General features: G+C 58.0%; 16 protein-coding genes. 4 read left to right on the forward strand and 12 right to left on the reverse strand.

Annotated elements, in window-relative coordinates; genetic code table 11:
- Positions 1 to 1,071 precede the first annotated feature (1,071 nt).
- The 4 genes from aglF to NLK60_RS03220 form a co-directional block, all read right to left on the reverse strand.
- Positions 1,072 to 1,806: a UTP--glucose-1-phosphate uridylyltransferase AglF gene (gene aglF, locus NLK60_RS03205; protein ID WP_254809455.1), complete on the reverse strand. Its 735-nt coding sequence runs from the start codon at positions 1,804 to 1,806 to the stop codon at positions 1,072 to 1,074.
- A gap of 666 nt (positions 1,807 to 2,472) precedes the next feature.
- On the reverse strand, positions 2,473 to 2,919 hold the full coding sequence (locus NLK60_RS03210; RefSeq protein ID WP_254809456.1) for a DUF6653 family protein: 447 nt from the start codon (positions 2,917 to 2,919) through the stop codon (positions 2,473 to 2,475).
- Positions 2,920 to 3,196: 277 nt separating this feature from the next.
- Entirely contained in the window at positions 3,197 to 4,222 is a 1,026-nt protein-coding gene (locus NLK60_RS03215; protein ID WP_254809457.1) for a glycosyltransferase, read from the reverse strand.
- Positions 4,219 to 4,836: an NAD-dependent epimerase/dehydratase family protein gene (locus tag NLK60_RS03220; RefSeq protein WP_254809458.1), complete on the reverse strand. Its 618-nt coding sequence runs from the start codon at positions 4,834 to 4,836 to the stop codon at positions 4,219 to 4,221. Before NLK60_RS03220 ends, NLK60_RS03215 begins: the two co-directional genes overlap by 4 nt.
- A gap of 143 nt (positions 4,837 to 4,979) precedes the next feature.
- On the opposite strand from NLK60_RS03220, the gene NLK60_RS03225 reads away from it, so the two are divergent.
- A complete protein-coding gene (locus tag NLK60_RS03225; protein WP_254809459.1) occupies positions 4,980 to 5,726 on the forward strand; it encodes a class I SAM-dependent methyltransferase in 747 nt (248 codons plus the stop codon).
- Here NLK60_RS03225 and aglG read toward each other — a convergent pair.
- Entirely contained in the window at positions 5,723 to 6,655 is a 933-nt protein-coding gene (gene aglG, locus NLK60_RS03230; RefSeq protein ID WP_254809460.1) for a glucosyl-dolichyl phosphate glucuronosyltransferase, read from the reverse strand. The genes NLK60_RS03225 and aglG overlap by 4 nt on opposite strands.
- 128 nt (positions 6,656 to 6,783) lie before the next feature.
- On the opposite strand from aglG, the gene NLK60_RS03235 reads away from it, so the two are divergent.
- A complete protein-coding gene (locus NLK60_RS03235) occupies positions 6,784 to 9,684 on the forward strand; it encodes an oligosaccharyl transferase, archaeosortase A system-associated (protein ID WP_254809461.1) in 2,901 nt (966 codons plus the stop codon).
- A gap of 77 nt (positions 9,685 to 9,761) precedes the next feature.
- On the opposite strand, the gene NLK60_RS03240 is transcribed toward NLK60_RS03235, so the two are convergent.
- The 6 genes from NLK60_RS03240 to glpA all read right to left on the reverse strand — a co-directional run bounded on the left by NLK60_RS03240 (position 9,762) and on the right by glpA (position 17,683).
- Positions 9,762 to 11,921, reverse strand: a complete 2,160-nt coding sequence (locus NLK60_RS03240) for a hypothetical protein (protein WP_254809462.1) — start codon at positions 11,919 to 11,921, stop codon at positions 9,762 to 9,764.
- Between the two features lie 79 nt (positions 11,922 to 12,000).
- The gene (locus NLK60_RS03245) at positions 12,001 to 13,167 is read right to left on the reverse strand and encodes a Cdc6/Cdc18 family protein (RefSeq protein WP_254809463.1); all 1,167 of its coding nucleotides are present in this window, start codon (positions 13,165 to 13,167) and stop codon (positions 12,001 to 12,003) included.
- The gene (locus NLK60_RS03250) at positions 13,167 to 14,531 is read right to left on the reverse strand and encodes an anaerobic glycerol-3-phosphate dehydrogenase subunit C (protein WP_254809464.1); all 1,365 of its coding nucleotides are present in this window, start codon (positions 14,529 to 14,531) and stop codon (positions 13,167 to 13,169) included. The genes NLK60_RS03245 and NLK60_RS03250 overlap by 1 nt, the downstream gene beginning before the upstream one ends.
- Positions 14,528 to 14,656, reverse strand: coding sequence for a hypothetical protein (locus NLK60_RS19480; protein WP_256530389.1), 129 nt, complete (start codon positions 14,654 to 14,656; stop codon positions 14,528 to 14,530). The genes NLK60_RS03250 and NLK60_RS19480 overlap by 4 nt, the downstream gene beginning before the upstream one ends.
- On the reverse strand, positions 14,653 to 15,933 hold the full coding sequence (glpB, locus tag NLK60_RS03255; protein ID WP_254810416.1) for a glycerol-3-phosphate dehydrogenase subunit GlpB: 1,281 nt from the start codon (positions 15,931 to 15,933) through the stop codon (positions 14,653 to 14,655). Before glpB ends, NLK60_RS19480 begins: the two co-directional genes overlap by 4 nt.
- A gap of 1 nt (position 15,934) precedes the next feature.
- On the reverse strand, positions 15,935 to 17,683 hold the full coding sequence (glpA, locus tag NLK60_RS03260; RefSeq protein WP_254809465.1) for an anaerobic glycerol-3-phosphate dehydrogenase subunit GlpA: 1,749 nt from the start codon (positions 17,681 to 17,683) through the stop codon (positions 15,935 to 15,937).
- A 424-nt stretch (positions 17,684 to 18,107) separates the two neighbouring features.
- Between glpA and glpK the strand changes: the two genes are divergently transcribed.
- Positions 18,108 to 19,646 (forward strand): glycerol kinase GlpK, encoded by a 1,539-nt coding sequence (gene glpK / locus NLK60_RS03265; protein WP_256530390.1) that lies wholly within the window; start codon positions 18,108 to 18,110, stop codon positions 19,644 to 19,646.
- A gap of 66 nt (positions 19,647 to 19,712) precedes the next feature.
- On the opposite strand, the gene NLK60_RS03270 is transcribed toward glpK, so the two are convergent.
- Positions 19,713 to 20,522, reverse strand: coding sequence for an AAC(3) family N-acetyltransferase (locus NLK60_RS03270; protein ID WP_254809466.1), 810 nt, complete (start codon positions 20,520 to 20,522; stop codon positions 19,713 to 19,715).
- A gap of 103 nt (positions 20,523 to 20,625) precedes the next feature.
- Between NLK60_RS03270 and udk the strand changes: the two genes are divergently transcribed.
- Positions 20,626 to 21,267, forward strand: coding sequence for a uridine kinase (gene udk, locus NLK60_RS03275; protein ID WP_254809467.1), 642 nt, complete (start codon positions 20,626 to 20,628; stop codon positions 21,265 to 21,267).
- Positions 21,268 to 21,298: the final 31 nt, after the last annotated feature.

Below are 21,298 nucleotides of genomic sequence, written 5' to 3' on the forward strand. Positions count from 1 at the left end.
GAGGCTAGACAAACACCCGTCAGTTAATCGTCCGAGATCACCGATCGGAACGCTGGTCGACACCTCCGTCCTCGAGGTCGGGCATCCTCGAGCGCCTGTGAACCGCCTCTGGTGACTACGATACCTACACGATGAACGCTCTCACCCTATCGACGCTTTTCGGTTATGCCAGTGCGTTCATACGCCATTTCAGTGGCCCTCACAGCACTAACACGCCTGCTAATTGGATTTGTATGGCTATTCAGGAGTCATAACGACTGCCTACCTCCGCAAGGGAGTATCCCAATAACGAAGCGACCGAAACTAGGATTCATAGAACGGGACTGGTCACAGTCCCAACCTCGAGAGCCGAGGGATCCGTCTCGATAGACGAAAGCATTACGAGGGACCCTCCGTGGTGTTCACGCCACTCGAGCCGTGATGAGAAACAGAATACTGAGGCAGTCTGTGATGGGGCGTAAACGAACAAGAGAGGCGACCTCTTTGAATTTTGCCCACTCGAGAAACTTCATAATCGGCCTTCGTCTTGCGGTTTCCGTTCTCAAACATGGCCGGGTTTCAATCGAGGGGTGATGTCCGCTCGAGGCGATCTCCGAAAAGAGAATATCGGTGTTTGAGGGGCTGTCGCGTTAGATCTCAACGCGGGATTCACGTCACATTGAGGTGCAATCCCATCGTCGTCCAGATTTTCATAATCGGTCGCAGGCTAGCGCTTTTGGTGGCATATTCGAGTGCCAATATTTCTGATTTTGAGCCCCCTCGAGATGGTCATCGACCTCGTTCTCATGAGATACCCTCTTTTGCGGACTAACCAATCACCGTGAGTCGCTCTCGAGACGGCTGAACGTCACTGAATAGAGGGCACCTCGCCTGTAGAACGAGGAAACTGCAAAACAGCGATTCTGTGACCATACACAGCAGCTACTTCGTTACCAACGTGACGCACTCTCGAGCGACTCGAAAAACGCCTATACGGCTCCTAGATTACACCACTGTCTCACTCAGATCTATTCTTGCGGATTGGAATCCAATTATGAATGGTGACCGGTTTGGGTAGCTTTCGAAAGTGGGTCAGTCTGTAATTGCAAGTTCGGGTTCGTCACTGAGCCGTTCCTCGGCCTCATCTCTGTCTTCTGGGTATCCCACGTCGATTCGCCAGCCATCCATCCGGATCGCGTCGATAGTTCGCCCGGACTGGATCAACAGGTCGATTGCGTCAGGGAGCTCGTACTCGCCGCGGTCGGAGGGCTGGACGAGGTGACACGCGTGGAAGATGGCCGGCGTAAACGTGTAAAAGCCAGTCATCACGAGGTTAGATGGTGGCTCATCGGGCTTCTCCATCACCTCGACGATCTCGCCGTACTCGTTCGTGTCGAGGACCCCGTACCGGGAGGCTTCCTCCCAGGGGACTTCTTCGACGAGGAAGGCTGCGTCAGCACGCTCTTCTTGCTGGCGATTGATCACGTCGCCGAGGTTTCCGCGGAAGACGTTGTCCCCGAGCATCAGCACGAAATCGTCGTCGATGTGGGGTTCTGCCTGGAGGATAGCGTGTGCGAGACCCAGCTGTTCGCGCTGGTGGGCATAGGTGATCGGTATGTCTTCGTAAGCATCGCCGTAGCGCTCGATGATCTGCTCTTTGAGATGACCGACGACGACCACGAACTCGGTGACGCCAATCTCGATGAGGTTGTCGAAGACGTCCTCGAGGAGAGGCTTGTCGTCGACTTCCACGAGCGCCTTCGGCTTGTCATCGGTGAGCGGCTCGAGCCGCGTGCCTTTGCCGGCGGCGAGGACGACAGCTTGCATTGTTAGCATGACTTGGGTCTTTTGCCATATACTTTGTGAGCGAACCCTCTGTCGTGCTTTCGTCGTACAACCGAAGCAGTAGCACGTTGCGATTAATGCTGAACCCCCTGTAAGCCACCTAATAATCAAGAAGTGAAACAAGGCCTTATTGCCGACACTCGGTAATGGCCGGTATCTACTCGTCGCCCCTTCGAAGAGTTGATAGCCGAGGCTGATGTACCCCGTCTCCCAGATCGGCATTACATCCATTAACTGCTCTACTCGCCGGATTGAACCGTTTTGTCTTCCTCCACCGCTGGATACGGGACGGCATTCGACACACCAAATTGGCCGTCTCGGATACGACCGGTGAGGCCGATTGTTTGCTCGAGAGCCGGTATATTTCGCCCTTCTGCTGGCTTGACGTCGAGCGACTCTTCATATGGGGTAGCACGGACCGTCACTGCCACGAATATTGTATCCGAAATATAACGACAGGCGACATCTCGTCAGTCAGCGCCCTCACCGAACTATATAAAATTCATCTATTATTTTCACCGGGCAGACCATGGATAGGGGCTAATACGCGTTTTGACATGATACAAAGGCTTTGTTGAAATCCTATTCTTCGGATACATTATCGTCTGAAACAGCCGGTCGCCGAAGAGTGCATATTCAGCGCGACGATTATTGCCACATAACATGTCTGTCATAAAGATCAACCAGATGTCGTAACCACCAGAAGTTCAGCACGACGGTCAGAACGGTTCCAAGAGCAGTCTTCAGCGGGTGCTGACGCCACGCAGCATACAGCGTGTAGATGCTTGTCAGCACAGCTGCCGTACTGAAAATGTTTGGCTTGGATACCCCGAGGATACCGTGGCCTTCTTCTCGAACCCACCACTGTTGAGCGAGAACGCCCCGCGTCATCCATGCTTCTTCATCCTTGGGAGGAGAGAATGAGATCGGGTTGACTACTCCCCACAGTATCGAGAGTAACAAGAGACGCCAAGAACGCCGGTAAATAGCATACGCAACAGCAGGAGCAATCGGGATTCGCGTCCAGACGCTTTTTGGGTTCGAATGGCGCCTCCAAAACCACTCCTCAACCTCATCAGAATCACCGGAAGCCATAGCTAACAGTACGAGTTTCTCGAGAATAAACGTTGTCGGTAGTGAACACAGATGATGACTACAGTCTCTGTACTGACTGCAACCGGGGCAGAAAATATCACTTACTGAGGATTTTAACAGAGCCGATACAAAGGAACGACTAGATATGACCTTAACCTACGCTGGAGTCCGGACGGAACGCTCGTCTCGATACATTCCACCTTCTCCAACGTAGGACACTCTTACGCCGTCCACGTCGAATCGATTGTAGGCAAACACCCGAATCGGTCGATCCTGATTATCGTCGGTCGTTGGCGTGCAACTGCCTGAATAATTTGTCGTACCCATCTGCAATCTCCGCCCAGCTCCACTCGTTCGCGATCTCGCGGCCGGCCTCACTATAACTCCTGTACTCCACCTCACCATTCCGTAACTCCTCCAGCCGCTCAGCAATCGCTTCGGGTTCGGGCTCGACGAAAATCAGTTCGTTTTCGTCGTGCCATTTTGACAGCTCGCCGGGCCGGACGACGATCGGTAAGCCCGCGGCACCGTACTCCTTGAGCTTCAGTGGCTGTTCGGCGTCCTTGAAACAGAACCCGACCTCAGCATGCGCCAAAAAGCCCGGCATCAGGTGGTAGGGAAACGAACCCGGGTAGTGAACATTCTCAACCTCACGTGCGACCCCCCGAACGTGCTCTTCGAGCCCCCCTTCGCCGACGAAGACGAACTCCCATTCGGGCGCGTGAGCAGCGGTCGCGAGCATCTCCTCGGTACAGTACCGCGGTGAGAAGATGCCGATATAGATGGCGAGTGGCTTCTTCAGGTCGATGCCCTCGTCTTCGAGGATACCCCGCGCCCTCTCCACGGCTTCCGGCTCCGGATTCGAGAACTGGTCGTAGTTGACCGCGTTGGGAAGCTTCACGGCGTCGTCGATGCCGCGGTTCAGAGCCTCTTGATACGTTGACTCGTACACGAACACGGTCGCGTCAGCACGTTCGAGGACCTGCCACTCGTACCATTCGAAAAAGCGAAACAGGGGGGAAGCGAGGTAGTCAATGTCTGAGATTGGGTCGCTGACGTCCCCCAGGAACGGCGTTCGCAACAGCCGCGCGAGTGGGAAACCGAGATAGAGTCCGACACGGACGTTTCCCGCGATGACGTCGTAATCTCCGACAAGTGCCTGTTTGATTGCTTCAAAGGCGTCAAGCCCTGATGCGTCATGAATATCTATCTCGTACCCTCTCTCGCGAAGTTCCTCGGCGATGCGCTCTCGCCGGACGCTGATGTTCTCGCCCGTCGAGGGGCGAAGCCAGAGTACTTTCATTGGAAATAGTCGACTGTTCGTTTCAACTCCTCTTTCAACTCAACGTCCGGTTCGTATCCGATACGATCGACCGATTTCGAAATGTCCCCCACCGAGTGACGTATTTCTCCTGGTCTCGGGTCGTCGTACACTGGTTCGAGGTCGATAGCGAGAATGTTGTTCACCAGTTCGATGAATTTGTTTATAGTCTTTTGTTTACCCCACACAACGTTCAACACTCCGGCAAACTCTGATTCTGCTGTCAGCATATTCGTCTCCACTACGTCAGAAACGTAGACAAAATCACGAGACTGTTCGCCGTCACCGAAAACCACGGGCCGCTCGCCACTAGCCATCAATTCGATGAACTTGGGAATCACAGCGGCATACTGTCCACTTGAATCTTGTCGGGAACCGAAGACGTTGAAATACCGAAGTATGATAACTGCCGTGCCACTCCGCTCACTAATTTGTAAGCCAACCTGTTTGGCGTTTTCGGGTACAGATTCGAGATTCTCTCGTCCACCTGTCGAGAAGTCATCCAGGCAGCGGACAATCAACCCTCCTTGGATAGGTTTCTCAACGAGATGCGACCCAGCAAATCCGGCTGCACCGGTGACCTGTGCGGTATCCATCTACTCAAAACGTGCATTCAACGGGTGTTAATAGCTGTCGAACATGTGTCGTGACCACTTGAGAAGCATCACGATATGGAGCGAGAAAATACCGGAACGAAGAAGACGAAAGATATACGCACGAGACATCAGGATACCTTAGCATGGGTGCTCCCGCTCTGGATGACCTACCGCTTGCATTCCGTCGCCATCTCTCCGAAAGAGACCTCAATAAAAATTCGACCCTCCAGTCGTTCGATAGCATCCGGACACAACTAAGGATTCTCGATAATCACCGCGATTCTATCGATTCGATTCTCGACGTAGGCTGTAACCGTGGAGGATTCGTCACTGCACTGGGAGATCATCTCGATGCAGATACAGTCTATGGAATCGATATCGACAAGAACATGAGGGAACAGGCATCAGAGCGAGGTGTCTCGACTTTCGGGATTGATGTCGAAACTGAACCGATTCCACTCAGTGATGATTCTATCGACCTTGTACTCTCGTTCGGACTCGTCGAGCACCTTCGATACTATGACAATCTCTTCGAACAAGTGAATCGGGTCCTTCGAGACGGCTGGTTCTGGATTGCGACGCCAAACCTGGCGAGTTGGGTCAACCGGTTCGCTCTACTTAGCGGCCACCAGCCACGCAACGTCGAAGTCTCACGAGAATACACTCCCGGCGTGCTCCCAATCTACAAGAGACCCCAACCAATCAACCATGTCCACGCCCCTACCTACGCTGCCTTGATAGAGTTGCTCGAACACTACAAGTTTGAACCACGGACGAGTGTTCCACTGTATCCCTATCAACGGTCGATGACAGCCAAACTGCTCGATACACTGTTCAGCGTTCGTCTATCCTGGAGCCGTCGAGTGAGTGTTCTCGCCTCTCAACGCTAGTTCCTGCGAACATCTGCAATCAACGACCGGACCACACTGTAGACGTACCCGAACCCAACAACGGCAGTAAACACGAAGATTGCTCCCAGTTGCAACGTCTCGTCCTTCGACGGAGACTCGACTAGCCTACGAATCCGCTCGGGAACGAATACCAGCAGTAAATCGCGCAGATATGCCGACTCGTTCTCACCGGACGCCTCGGGCACGAGCGTTCCGAGAACATGTTTCGAATAACCCTGCCAGAATGCTCGCTCCAGCAACCAGGTCGGCTCCCTTCGATAGTCGAACACCTTGTGTGCGACCACCGCGTCGGGATTATACACCACGCCACGACCGAACTTTTCCTGCATCCTGACACAGAACACCGTCTCTTCGGCCTGGACATTCAACGACCCACGACGCCCAAGTTCCGGGTCAAACGTCCCAATCTCTTCGAACACCTCCCGACGAAACGAGATGTTCGACCCGAACGTATTCCGAACTTCCTCACCTGGCTCGGCAAAGCCGCGATGTGTCACGCCCACGAGCCAGTAGAACTCTTCGGGGAGAAATGACGGTTTTCCGGCCAACCACTCGCCGCACATCTTCCCGCCGACGGCAATCGCATCCTCAGCTTCGTAGACCGAAACCAGCTCTTCGACCCATCGTTCGTCGGCAACCGCGTCGTCGTCCAGAAAGGCGATGACGTCACCAGTCGCGAGTGAAACGCCACGATTTCGGCTCCTCGAGAGGCCCAGATTCTCCTCGTTCAGGTGCACCGTCATCGAGTCGTACCGCTTTATGAGACGGTCGTACAACTCCTCGTTGCCGTCGACAACCACCACGAGTTCGAGGGCTTCGTAAGTCTGTGCGAGCACGCTCTCGATTGCCTCACGACAGGCGTCGAAGGTATCCAGCGAATACGTACACAAGACGACAGAGACCTTCATCAAAGGAGCTATTCAACGCCTATAGAATAACCATTGTGAATGCAAGACCGCAAACCTTCCTTTGAGGCGATCAAGACCTGCTACGTAAATAACAAAGTTTATTCGCCGCTTGCCACTGGTGAGAGCTAATGAGTACGGAAACCGAACGCATCGGTGAGGATACCACCGAATCCACACTTGAGGCGGTCCAACGGTGGTATCACGTCCCTATTATCGCGGTTGCGATGGCGTTTATGTTCTGGGTCCGGATGCAGGAGTATAGCGAAGTGGCGATGCGCGATGGCCAGGCGAGGCTCTCCGCGGTCGACTCCTGGTATCACTGGCGAAGCGTCCAGTGGACGGCCGAGAATTATCCGTATACGATGCCGTACGAGATCTGGACGAGTTTTCCTACGGGACAGTACGTCGGTCAGTTCGGGACGCTGTTCGATCAGATCCTCGTGACGGTGGCATTTATCGTCGGCCTCGGCGATCCATCGACCCACCAACTATACACCGTCGCTATCGTGATGGTACCAGTACTCGCCGCTCTCGTCGCGATTCCGGTCTATTTCATCGGCCGTCGTCTCGGCGGACAGATCGGCGGTCTCGTCTCAGTTATTCTCCTGGCACTCGCTCCAGGTCAGTTCCTCTCGCGGACGACCGTAGGGCAACTTCAACATCACGTTGCTGAGGTCCTTTTCATGGCCATCGCGATACTTGCGATGATGGCGGCCCTCCGCGTTGCCGAACGTGAGCAACCGATCTGGGAACTCGTTCTGGATGGGGACTGGGACGGGCTGCGCGAACCAGCTCTCTACAGCGCCCTCACGGGCGTCGCCCTCTCGTTGTATCTCTGGTCGTGGCCACCGGGTGTCGTGCTGCTGGGTATTCTCGGCGTTTTCTTTGTCGTCCAACTCTCACTCGATTTCGTCCGTGGACGTTCCCCCGACCACGTCGCATTCGTGGGCATCGTGTCCATGGTTATCCCGGGCGCATTCATGCTCCTGATGCTCGAGGTTTGGACCTTTAGCAGTGTCACGAGCTTCGGTTTACTCCAGCCGACTGTTGCGTTCCTCGTCGGTGCCGGCTGTGTATTCATGGCCTGGCTCGCTCGACAGTGGGAGGGGCACGGACTCGAGCGACAGTATTATCCAGTCGCAATAGCCGGTTCAATTATCGGGTCGTTGATCGTGATGTCGTTGGTACTCCCCGATCTGTACAGCACCCTTATCGGGAACTTGACCGGGCGATTGATCCCGATCAATGTAAGTGAGACAGCACTGACAGTGTCTGAAGCACAACCACCCGACAACTTCGGCCAACACGTTTTCAACGAGTTCGGTGCAGCCTTCTTTACCATGCTCGGCGGTCTCGCGTTCCTCCTCCTTCGACCGCTGTTCGGTCGTGAGTTCCGCGCCGAACACACCCTTATCATCGTCTGGGCACTGTTTCTCACGAGCATGGCGGCCACGCAGATTCGATTCGCGTACTATCTCGTGCTCGCGGTCGCCGTCCTCAACGCCGTGTTCGTCGCCGACATCGCTCGACTGCTCAATCTCGATTTCCAGCGCAGTGCACAGTCCATCCGCGACGTCGAGACCTACCAGGTGATCGCTATCTTCCTCGTCGTCATGATGCTCTTCATGCCGTTGTTGCCACCCATCGCTGCCCAGGGGTCGACCGCCTGGGAACGCGGTGCGCAGGCCGGCCCGAGCGGCGACGCGATGGTCTGGCAGGAGTCCACCGACTGGATGCTCGAGAGCACGCCCGAACCCGGTAACTGGGCAGGTGCGGGCCATCAGGACGACCTCGAGTACTACGGCACCTACGAGTACCCCGAGGGTGGCGACTATGACTACCCAGAGGGAGCCTACGGCGTGATGTCGTGGTGGGATTATGGCCACCTGATAACGACGAACGCCGAACGGATGCCGCATTCGAACCCGTTCCAGTCCAATGCTCGGTCCTCCTCGTGGTATCTCCAGGCGGGCGATGAAGCACACGGTGAGGCTATCCTCGATGGCATTTCCGCCGGCGTGTCCGTCACCGACCGTTCGGCAGACGAGATTCGGAGCGATATCGACGAACCGGGCCACGAAGACGTCCAGTACGTGATGATCGACGACCAGATGGCTGGTGGGAAGTTCAGTGCGATTGCGACGTGGTCCGGTCCCGGGATGAGCGCCTACGAAACCGCTGAACCAGTCTCGGTGATGGGAACCGAGATCGAGGCGACCACGACGAACGAAGCCTACGAGGACACGATGCTCGCCTCGCTGTATCTCGAGGACGCCGAGGGGATGGAACACTACCGGCTGGTACACGAGTCGAGTACGTACTCCATCGTTGGCAGTCAGATTCTGGTGTTGCCAGACGGCCAGGCTGTCGATATTTCGACCGGTTCGGAGCGATTCGCCGCGGGCGGCTACACCGATGCAGTCGCGGAAGCCGAACAGCAATTCGAGATGGCAGAAGCGACGGACCAGGCACTGTTGCTCAACAGTCAGTATCCGTTCCAGGGCTTCATGACCCAGCAGTACGTCCACAACGCACAGGTAGTGTCCGCAGTCAAAACCTTCGAGCGAGTCGAGGGGGCGACTATCACCGGAAGCGCACCGGGCGTTGCTGACGGCGAAACGGTCTACGCACAGGTGGAACTCGAGACCGAGCCCGGTCGGACGTTCACCTACACCCAGCAGGCGACCGTCGAAAACGAGGCATTCGAGCTGACGGTTCCGTACGCAACTGACAACGAACTCGGGCCGGAAGATGGCTACAGTGACAGTGCTGTCGAAGCACTGGATGACGAGTATACGATCTTCGTGGGTAGCCCGGAAGACGGTGAGATCGAACGCGAGTACATCACGACGACCGACGTGTCAGAACTCGCCGTCGTGGAAGGCGAGACACTCGAGGTCACGCTCGAGGAAGGAGACGGTGAGGTCGTTCCGGATCCGGATGCAGAGCCGGATTTCGACGGTGAAGCGGTAGAAGGCGAAGAGGTTGATGATGAAGATGTCGATGACGAAGAAATAGAAGACGAGTAACGATAGGCCAGGTTTTTCGAGCGGCGACGGGAGGTTTGCTGCATCGTGGGGGTCGATATCCGAAACTCGATTCTGCGTTAGCCCAGTTGTGGGTGGAGCTCCTCCGGGAGGCCGATCGCTGGTGGCCAGTGTACCTTCCCATCGTAGATGACTGGCGTAGTCGACCACTGCAGATCTTCTTTCAACGCCGATAACGGAACCGCCGGGAGGCAATGTGCGACAGGGGCGAGGGTACTGCCGTCGTACTCTGGAAACCCGGTGTGGGCCGTCGAGCCGAGGTTTCGATTTAATAACGGGAGTTCGAACGAACAGAGAGAAACCGGATCGGTGAACGAATCGATGAGATAGAGCGCAGAGGAACTCCCATCCGACTGTGCGATCGTGATCGTTCCATCGCCGATGATGCTGTATTCGCCAACCGATTCGACGAGCGCCGTAAACTGCACAGCGTCGTGCAACCGAAGCCCCCTGCTGAGAAACCGTGAGAGCGTTTCACCTGCGCGTATCGCCCGTTCGTTGAGAAGGTCGCTGTGGGTGGCCAGACCGCCGTGTGCGCCACCGTCGACGAGCGCCAATCCTTGCTGGGCGGATCGACAGGCGTTCAGTATGAACGCGTCGATAGAGACCGCCTCGAGCGTTCGAACATCCAGGAGGCCATCGTGGCAGGTGAGGCCGTCGGGGCTAGCGTGACCGATAAAATGAAACAGATCGATGGCCGAACTCGTCAATAGCGTCGTCAGCCGGTCCGTCGAGACGCCATATTCGACCTGAACGTCGAACGGATGGACATCTCGGTCGGCGTATAGGTCCTCGAGGTGTTCGACTTCCGAGAGCATTTCAGCCTCGTTGCAGACGACTTGCACTCTCGTTTCCTCGCTCGCTGGTTCTCGGTCGAGTCGGCGTCGATACGACGCTACCGTAGCGCGGCTCATTCCGGCTGGAATACCCGGTCCGAACCAGATGTGTTCGAGCGAATGTGGGAAGACCCCCTCGAGTCGCTGTGCACCCCCTGGATTGGACGAAACAGCCTCACCCTGGTCCGCAGACGGAGAAGCAGTTCTCTTTGTGAGGATGGATTCAGGTATCGAGAGGGTGGATTCCGGTACCGAGAGGCTGGAATCGACAGCTGACGTCTCGGACGACTGGCCAAATCCGGTGGCGGCCGTGAGTGGTTTGATCAGGGCAAACTGGTCGAGTAACAGCGGCACGAGCTCGGCGGTCTCAGGGGTTTCCGGAACGAAAGCTGTTGCTGGCCACGGCGGGATGTGCGGTTCGACCATCTCGAACGGGACCTCGAGATACCTCTCGAGTTGCGTGGCGATCGGTGCGGCGTAGATAGTTTCGAAATCGAACGGTGCCGCTTCCTCGAGGGCGTCGGCCCCGTTGAGCCGATCTTTGACGATCCCAGCAGACCGAACGAAACAATCGAGGACGAACACGTGTTGTAAGAGCCGTTCGACGGCGGCCTCCAGGGGACGGCTGGTTCCGAGAGGATATCGTTCTCGAGGCGTATCGATGGCTGCACTCGACCCCGAAACGAGGTCGGCTCCGAGATAATAGGCCAACGGTGCGACCGTATACACGGCCTCGAGCGTTGGCGGGACCGTGATCGTGATTTCTGTATTCGGTTTCGACAACGAGTCGGGAATCTCGAGCGCGTTCCCTCGCTCGATCAGCGGCGGATGGCCCCGGAGGGTTGGCCACGAACGGTCGGGCGTCATCGTTTTCATCGCCGTGGTAGCCATCGATACGGCGTTCATGATGGAACCGGGGTCTTCAGTCGTGGTTATCGTCGTCGCCGGTGTCGTGTGCGTCGAGCGAACACCGAGCGTGACGATTGTCGGTTGTTCGAAATTAATCGAGACGTCGTGGTGTCCCAGTGTAACCGTACCGGGATGGTCGGCGGCCACGTACAGAATAGGTTGTCCGTTGAGGCCAACCGTCTCGGTCGAGTGCTCGAGGTGGTGGTGATCACCGGGAACGATCCGCTTTGCCGTCGTCCCGTCCTGGTCGTGAATCCGAACGTGAAACCGCTTATCGAGACTGAACGACGTCGTCGTAAATCGCCTTACGGCGTCGACTGGATACGCAAATGGCTCGTGCTCGATTGGCACGAGCGTCGTCGGTTCCGCAGTTTGCAGCGTGACGAAGCGATTTTCGATTGTGTCACGTATCGTCCACTCGGTTGCTTGGTCCCCCCGTTCGAAGGCAATCCAATCGGAGTCCGTATCGACCACTACCGGATACTATTGTCGCGTTGATATAAGCCCGGCGGCCGGTTCAAGACGATCGATCGCAACTGTTAGGCGATTCAGGTTACCGACGCTCCATCGCTTCCGGACTCAACGCCCGAAACGCTAGCTGTGGAAAACGGGGCTCGAGCGTGCTGGGGCGGCGACCGCTTCCGGGGCGCTCGAGCGGGACTCTGGCAAGGATTTGCTTGTCGGCCAGTTCGTAGAGAAATCGTTTGACAGTCCCAGTCGTAAGCGACGAGTCGCTTGCAATTTCGGCGGCGAGTTCACGGATTGGAAGCAGGTTGTCCGCACACTCGAGTTCGAGCAGTGCAAGGAGAACGCGCTGTCTGGTCTCGGGAAGCGCCAGGACCCGGTCGAGATGGACGCCATCTGTTGGGACGGCAGCCTGGGCCTGACGAATATCTGCGGATGAAATGGAGTCGCGGTCGGCTTCGGACGCCAACAGGGCGGCGCTGAACAGCGCAGTCAACGCATCGTGGGCGCTCCCATCTGCCCACTCGGCAATACGACGTAATTCGTGATGTTCGATCGCACCGGCAGCCAACCCGACAGACGAACGGGCGGTTAGAATGTCGACGAGTTCGTGGCGACGATAGTGCGGAACCTCGACGACGGCTCCGTGCCAGTCTGTGGGTGGCTGCTGTCCAACGGGAACCGTCGTCGTCCCGTTTGCTATCGGTTCGAGCAAGGTCCCCACGCGATCGAAGGTGAGCGTCTCGGGTTCGTCGTGATGATCGATGGCGATGACGGCCCGACGGTCCGGGCGGGAAAGTTGCTGTGTGAGCCGCTCTCGTAACGCATCCGTTCCGACGCCGCTGGCCGGGACAGGCTCGGCAGACACCGTCGAAAGGACGGCTCGGTAGAATCCGAACGCGCTCGTCACTCGCCGACCATCGACGTAGACGAACCAGGTCGTGGGGTCGGGGGCACCCGTCCGCGTCGTCGTGCCGATAGTTCGGGCCGTCGTCCCCAGCTGCCTCGTCAGTGCGCTAAATAGCGCGGTGATGACGGCAGACGTGCCCGAGCCGGCCGGACCAGAGACGGCAAACGGCTCCGGAAGGCTATCGGCAAACGCTGGCTCGAGTTTGTCGAGCAACCGTTCGAGCACCGAGCCACGACCGATCGGTTCGGGTCGATGGCCCGTCGGGTTGAGTGCCTCTCGGTCGGTGAAGATACCACTCCCGCCACGAACACCGAGTCGGCGAGTGATTCGTTCCTCGAGATCCATCAGGCCGCCTCCGGCCCCTCGAGTAATGCCACCTCCAGAATCTCGAGTGGATGTCGGATTTCGTATCCGGTTCCGTGTTCCATCTGCATCGAACAGGTTGGGCACTCCGTCATGCCCGTCTCGCCCGAGGCTCCCTCCATATGATGGAACATATCCTCGCCGATTTTCATAGAGGTGTCGTAATTCTCTTCTTTCCACCCGTAGGTGCCGGAGATGCCCGAGCAGGAATCGCCCACGTCTTCGACTTCGACGCCGTTGATGACCGAGAGTACCTCGACAGCCTGCCCATCGAGGCCCTGATTTCTCGCGTGACAGGGCGCGTGATAGGCTAGTCCGGGAACATCGGCTGTCGTCCCCTCGAGTTCGGACTCGAGGTCCTCGTGGACGCGCAGGAACTCGAGGCCCTCCCAGGTGTTGTTCGAAACGCGTTCGACGTCTTCGATGTCGAACAGTTCGGGGTACTCCTGGCGCAGCGACATCGAACACGAGGTACAGGAGGCGATAATGTCTGCTCCTTCGTCGATGGCGGCAGCGAGTTCGGGAACGTTGGTGTCTGCAGCCCGCTTTGCATCCTGCAACATCCCGTTTGCGTACATCGGCGTCCCCGAACAGCGCTGTTTGGGAACCAGCACTTCGTACCCGAAGTGTTCGTAGACACGGACGAGGGCTTTCCCCACCTCCGGGGTGTTGTAATTCGAGTAACAGCCGTGGAAGTACGCGATTCGTTTTGGCTCGTCGCCGTCGATACCGCGGGAGGTCCGAGCCGCTTGCGCACGGTCTCTCGAGGCGGCAGCACCCCCTCGTTTGTGCCACCATTCACGGAAGGTTTCGGTCGCGAAGTCGGGGAACTCGCGTTCGCTCGTGATACCGAGGACTTTCTCGTTGAAGACTCGAGTCACACTCAGTCCCATCACGAAGTTCGTAAGCCGCGGAACCTTGCTCCCGAGGTGTGCCATAATTCGATAGTTCGACAGGAGTCGGTTTCGCCAGTACTCACGCGACAGTTTGTTCATCTGCTCGTCGACGTACGCCCCGCGAGCCGTGTTGTGCATCTGTGAGAGCGGGACTGCCGAGGGGCAGGCATTGTCACACCGCATGCAGTTCGAACACTTCAAAATTGAGTCGTCGATGTCGTGGTCCTCGGTTCGCTTGAGTCGCCACTGCTCCGGTCCCTGGAACTTCGGACCAGGGAAATCGTCGTCGACTTCGGCGACCGGACAGTTAGTGTCACACGTCGAGCACTTGTAACAGTCATCAGCGCCAGGACGGAGGTCCATTTCGGTCGACTCCGGGAACACCTGAATCGGCTCGAATTCGTCGTCGGTCGATACGCCGTCGTCTGGTGTGTGTGCTGCGTCGCTCATCGAATCACCTGGTTGGCTCCGTGACCGCCCGCATCGTTCGTCGCTGCATCCCCTACCGGGGAACCGAATCGAGTGTACTCCACGCCTGAGACCGTTGTCCCTCGAGTCGTGCGTGAGTTGGTCATTTGACCACCTCGCCGGCACGAGCGCCGGCGACGAAACCGGTCGCGATAGAGACACCGCTTCCGGACTTCTCCGCGGCGAAGTCGTAGCCCCCAAGCACCGAGCCGGCGGCCCGGAGGTTTTCGAACTCGATCGCCCCATTCGCTTTTTGAGGCCGTAACTCGGCGTCGACGGTAAGGCCGTAACGAGCGAACGGATGGTGTCCGAAAGCGTCGCCGTCGAACCACTCGTATCGGTCGCCGGCGTGCTCGACGTAACAGTCGAAAAGTGGCTCGAACACGCGCTCACGTTCGGAGTCGATACCCTTTCCGACGAGACCGCCCGTCGCGAGGACGTATTCCTCGGCCTGGTAGGGAACTCGCTGACCCGTTCGGTCGACGATGACGTGATCGATGTGGCCGTTCGAGGATTCGTAGTCGACCACCTCGACACCTGTCGTCACTCGGACGCCGGCTTCCTCGAGCGCCTCGTACAACAGGTCCTCGAGTCTGAGCCCGGGCAAACTCGGTGGGCCAGAGGGGACCTCGAACACGTCGACGCCGAGTCGTTCTTCGAGGTCACGGCGAACGACGTCGTGATTGTCGTCGCCAAGCACCGGTGGGAACCCGATGCGAGATTCTCCCTCGAGGTGGGCAGACACTGTCGTGGCCAGTGCGGGCCTGGCTGCGGTTTCGCCGTGTCCGATGTCGACTCGTTCGTCGTAATCGAGGATGTGGGCATAGCGGATGACCTTGGCGTCGTCTCGTCGGATTCCGGGAAAATCCAGCGTGACGCCGCGAACGTCGAACGGAACGCCAGTTGCTCCGAGGTGGGCCGCCGCGAGCGGTGCGTTGAACTCCGGGAGTCGTTCGAATCCGACCAGGAGCGTGTCTCGAGGAACGCTTGCCAGCCCGGGGGCGACGCCGACGGGATACCTGGCAGTCGGCTTGACCGCGCCACTGCTGGTCGGAACCAGAGCGTTCGCGTCCGTGTGGTTACCCGCGTACGCATCGTCTGCCACCGCGTCGAAAAACAACAGTGCTTCTCGCACCGCGTCCGTTCCGACCCGTTCGTACGGGTGTCCTTCCGGTAGGTCCTCGAGTACAGCGAACGGATCTTCCAGCGGTCCTTCGCCCTCCGGAGTGTAGCCGAGCACGTCGATCAATCCGCTCGCGTGTCTGAGTGTACTCTGTTTGTACGAAATGAGGCGTACCTGCCTGTCGTACTCCGCGGCGGACAGAGCAGCCGTGACGCCGGCGAGTCCACCGCCGATAACCAGCACGTCGTCGGTGATCGCCATCTCAGCGGTCACCTCCTCGAGTACCGACCCGTTTCCCGCCATCAGTGGTCGCCCTCCCTGGCGTCCCTCCATCCGAGTCGGATTGTCCGCCGTCGAACGCCGCGAAATCGAGAGACGTGCCCGAGCGCGCAACATCCCCATCGGCGTTGAACGTCGTCGCGTGCAGGGCGTAACTGAGCATCGCCTGGGAGAGCTGTTCGCCCCACAGGGCGTGACGCTGTCCCTTCCAGCGTTCCTGCAAGAGTTCGTCGTAGGCCGCTCGAGCCGTTGGTTCGTCGTATTCGTCGGCGAGTTCGTTCGCGATCTGATGGGTGCAAAAGCCACCCTGGCAGTTCCCCATCGAGGCACGCGTGCGAATACGAACGGCGTTGAGGTCCGAGCCGGATTGCTCGATGGCGTCTCGAATCTCCGCGCGCGTGACGCTCTCGCAGTTACAGATCACGGGGTTTGGCTCGTTCGTGTCGAGCACTTCCTGTGACCGACTCCCGAGGCGCTGTTTGCTCCGTCGTGCAACTGGCGAGCGGAGACCGAAGTCGTCCATCGCGGTCTCGAGTGTCTCGAGATTTTCGCTTCCGGGTAACGGTTCGTCGGCCGTGGCACAGGATGCCTGATGCCCGAGTTGAGCACAAACGTGGTCGGCGATCTGTTCGGCCATCAAGCGGTAGGTAGTAAGCTTCCCGCCGACGATACTGGCCATTCCGGTGACGCCATCGCGCTCGGCGTGATCGAGCAAGAAGAAATCTCGAGTGATGTCAGTAGGGTCTTCGGTACCGGTTCCCGGTGGCTCGTACAGTGGCCTGACGCCCCAGAACGAGCGTATCGTGCGAGCGTCTCGCAAAATCGGGACGAGTTCGGACAGCGTGTCGATCATCATGTCGACTTCCCACTGTTCTTCGGGGTAGTCGTCGGGGTCGCTCACCTCCTCGTCCGTGGTCCCGAGAATCGCCGTCGTTTCGTGAGGCACGATGATGTCGGCATCCCCTTTCGGTCGACACCGGTTGATTACCGTATCGACTTGTCGGACGTTCATAATCGTCATCACACCTTTCGACGGACGAACAGCGACCTCGAGGTCTGCCATATCGCCGATCTGTCCCGCCCACGCGCCCGTCGCATTGACCACGTACTCGGCGGTGATGTCCTCGGTCGTCCCGGGCGTTTTGTGTGTGCGTTTGCCCGGGCCGGAGTCGTGCCTGACGGTGACGCCGTAAATGTCGTCACCATCTCTGAGCAGGTCAATGACCTCTGCGTGGGTCTCGATCCGTGCCCCGTGACGTTCGGCATCGATCGCGTTCGCAACACAGAGTCGGAACGGGTCGATGGCTCCGTCAGGCACCTCGATGGCCCGCTTAATGTCCTTCGCGAGATAGGGTTCGATCTCTCGAGCCTCGCCGCCGGACAACACGCGTGCGGGAATATCGCACTCTTTACACCCCGATAGTTTCTGCTGAAAGTAGTCGTCGGGGTCCTCCGGTCGCTGGACGAACAACCCACCTGTCATCTCGACGCAGTGGCCAGCGATATCACGCAAGATGATGTTTTCGTCGATGCACTCCCGGGCACTGGCCTGATCGGAAACAGCGTAGCGACCCCCACTGTGTAACAGTCCGTGCATCCGTCCCGTCGTTCCGTGTGTCAGATTCCCTCGCTCGACGAGCGTTACCTCGACTCCCCGCATTGCGAGATCTCTGGCGATCCCACAGCCCGTTGAGCCACCGCCGAGGACGAGAACCGTCGTGTCGTATGCCATCCTTTGGTGAAACATAGTAGTCGCGTACCTTTATTTTATCGACGCTTGGGGAACAGCCGTAACTATCGCTATTTTTACACTGTTCTGTCGGTCACAAATCGCTTCGCTATCCGGGCCAGCGGCCGACTGCAAATCGCTGATCGCCGCTACGGCAGTGTTAGTCAATGAATTCGTTCGAATAACAACGGCACTCGAGCGCTATCGAAACCTCAATTTACTCGAGTTTCGTCACGACCCCTATCAAGACGTCGTAGACGCCCAGAAGTTGGGTATAGCGACCAGCGCGGAGGTTTCCTCTCGTGTCGTCCGACCTGGACACGTGGCACGTCGATTTGGGGAATGTTTATAACGAATGTGCGGATTGTTTATTATTGCATAGCAACCGTCGGTAAACACGGAGACACCACACCAGGGGTGACCAGTAGTGACAGACACATATGTTGGCGCAGTAGACCAGGGGACGACTGGAACGCGGTTTATGGTATTCGACCATGCCGGCCAGGTCGTCGCAAACGCATACGAGAAGCACGAACAGATCTATCCGGAACCGGGCTGGGTCGAACACGACCCGATAGAAATCTGGGAAAACACGAAGTCGGTCATCACGACGGCACTCGGACAGGCCGGCATCAGTCCGGACAAACTCGAGGCGATCGGCGTGACGAACCAGCGCGAAACGACGCTGCTCTGGGACGCCGATTCGGGCAAACCCGTCCACAACGCACTCGTCTGGCAAGACCGGCGGACGACAAATCGGATCGAAGCGCTCGAGGAAGACGGACTCGTCGAGTCGATCCGAGAGAAAACGGGCCTCGAGGCGGACGCCTATTTCTCGGCGACCAAAGCAGAGTGGCTCCTCGAGAACGCAGACCCGATCAAGATGGAGCGCACCCGGCCAGACGACATCCAGGACCGGGCCGAACGCGGCGACATCCTCTTCGGGACGATCGACACCTGGATCATCTACAACCTGACCGGGAATCACATCACCGACGTATCCAACGCCTCCCGGACGATGCTCTACAACATCCACGACCTAGACTGGGACGACGAACTCCTCGAGGAGTTCGACGTTCCCCGCGCGATGTTGCCCGAAGTCCGGCCCTCGAGTGACGAAGCCACGTACGGGTCGACCCATCCCGATGGGTTCCTCGAAGCAGCGGTTCCGGTCGCCGGCGCGCTTGGTGACCAGCAAGCCGCACTATTCGGCCAGACCTGTTACGATGCAGGGGAAGCCAAGAACACCTACGGTACCGGATCGTTCTTCCTCATGAACACCGGCGAGGAAGCCGTCGAATCAGAACACGGCTTGCTCACGACCATCGGGTTCCAGCGCTCTGGTGAACCCGTCCAGTACGCCCTCGAGGGGTCGATCTTCATCACCGGAGCGGCGATCGAGTGGCTCGAAGATATGTCACTGATCGACGATCCCGTAGAAACCGCTGAATTGGCTCGGAGCGTAAATTCGACCGACGGTGTGTACGTCGTCCCCGCGTTCACCGGCCTCGGTGCACCCCACTGGGATCAGCGCGCACGCGGTACCATCGTCGGGATGACACGAGGAACGCGCAGAGAACACGTCGTCCGCGCGACACTCGAGTCAATCGCCTACCAGACTCGCGACGTGGCCGAAGCGATGGAGGCCGATTCGGGCATCGAGATGCAGAGCCTGAAAGTGGATGGCGGTGCGGTGAAAAACAACTTCCTCTGTCAGCTACAGTCCGACATCATCGGATCAGAAATTATTCGGCCGGTCGTCGACGAGACGACCGCTCTGGGTGCGGCATATGCTGCTGGTCTCGCAGTCGGGTACTGGAACGACCTCGACGAACTCCAACACAACTGGCAGGTCGATCGGGAGTTCACGCCACAGATGGACGAGAAACGAGCGGACGCCATGTACAGCCGATGGGGAGACGCGATCGAGCGGTCACGGGGCTGGGCGACCGACGACGCCGAGTAAAAACCCGTCTGATCGCCTCGAGAGGCTCTGGCGGAAACAGGCTGACTCGAGTATCTCTCTCTATAACTACTCCCGGTGTTTTTCGAGCCACTCGACACCGAACTCGACCATTTCGGGCTGTGAAAAGGTGATCGCAGTCGCCGCACCGACCGTCCCACGGCCAACCTCGTGAGCGGCTTCGAACGCTTCACCGATAGTCCCGAAATCGCTGTCGTCGTACTCGAGGTCGATGTAGTGTCGTAACACCCGTTCACCGTCCTCGAGGACGGGAGCACACGTTTCGAACGACGGGAGGTCGATATCCGCACGTGATTCGGCGAGATGCAACGACGTGTTCGGTTCGTAGCCGACGCCGAGCAAGAGGACCGAGCCATCGTGATCGTAAACTCTCGAGAGCGGTGATTGCTCTCCCAGTCCGTCGTCGAACGCATGGTCAGCAACGATCGAGTCGGCATCCTGTCCCCAGGCGGCAAACGAGTAGACGGGGTGTGCACTACGCTGCACGTCAGGATAGGTTCGGAAACACTCAGCGATGGCCCCCATTCCCCGGGTCGGGGTCGTCTCCGGTCGATACGGCGGTCTGTTTTCACGCACGGTTTCGATCCAGGACTCGGGCACGGGTGGGTTCGACCAGTTCGCCGGGTCGCTGTACTGAGCGCTGTGAGTCGGCATCACGATGGTTCCTGCAGGGGTAATCGTTTGCATCAACGCATCGACGACTACCTGCGCGTCGACACAGACCCACCCGAGTTCCTGCAGGGAGGCGTGGACCAGTATCGTGTCGCCTCGAGCGAGCCCCAGATCCTGAAAATCGTCGACGAGCGACGAGACAGTAACTGGCTCATCGACAGCCGCGATTGCATCTGCTTCTGCCATACGGAAGGCTCGAGAGCCACCTATAATGGTTTTAATGAAGCGTGCTACCAGACCGCGTGAGCGTATCGGGGCCTTCTTTTGGGTCCGTTCCGAGAGTCGACCAATGAGTATTCCCTCGTTCGTCGTCGGCATCGCGGGTGGGACCGGTGCCGGCAAGACGACGGTTGCCCGCGAGGTTGCGGGAGCCGTTGGCGAAGCCGTCACCAGGATACCACTGGACAACTACTACAAAGACCTCTCACATCTCGAGTACGAAGACCGGAAAGAGATCAACTACGATCACCCCTCGGCCTTCGAGTGGGAACTGATTCGAGAGCACCTCGACAATCTCTCTATGGGGCAACCGATCGAGATGCCCCAGTACGATTTCGAACGGCACAACCGAACCGACGAAACCGTGAGCGTCGAACCGACAGACGTCATCGTCATCGAGGGTATCTTTGGCCTCTACGACGACGCTATCCTCGATATGCTCGATCTCCGGGTGTACGTGATGACCGACGCCGACGTCCGTATCCTGCGTCGCATTCAGCGCGACGTCATCGACCGGGGCCGTGCCCTCGAGGGCGTCATCGATCAGTACCTCGAGACGGTCAAACCGATGCACGAGCAGTTCGTCGCGCCGACGAAAAAAGAGGCAGATATCATTATTCCGGAGGGGGCAAACCGCATTGCAGTCGACTTGCTGACGGACAAAATCGAAGTCGAGGTCGCAGACAGAGATGTCGAGACGGACCTCGAGTGAACCGACCTGGAGAAAATACCCTGTCGACTCG

The organism is Natronosalvus amylolyticus, from assembly GCF_024298845.1.
Classification (GTDB): Archaea; Halobacteriota; Halobacteria; order Halobacteriales; family Natrialbaceae; genus Natronosalvus; species Natronosalvus amylolyticus.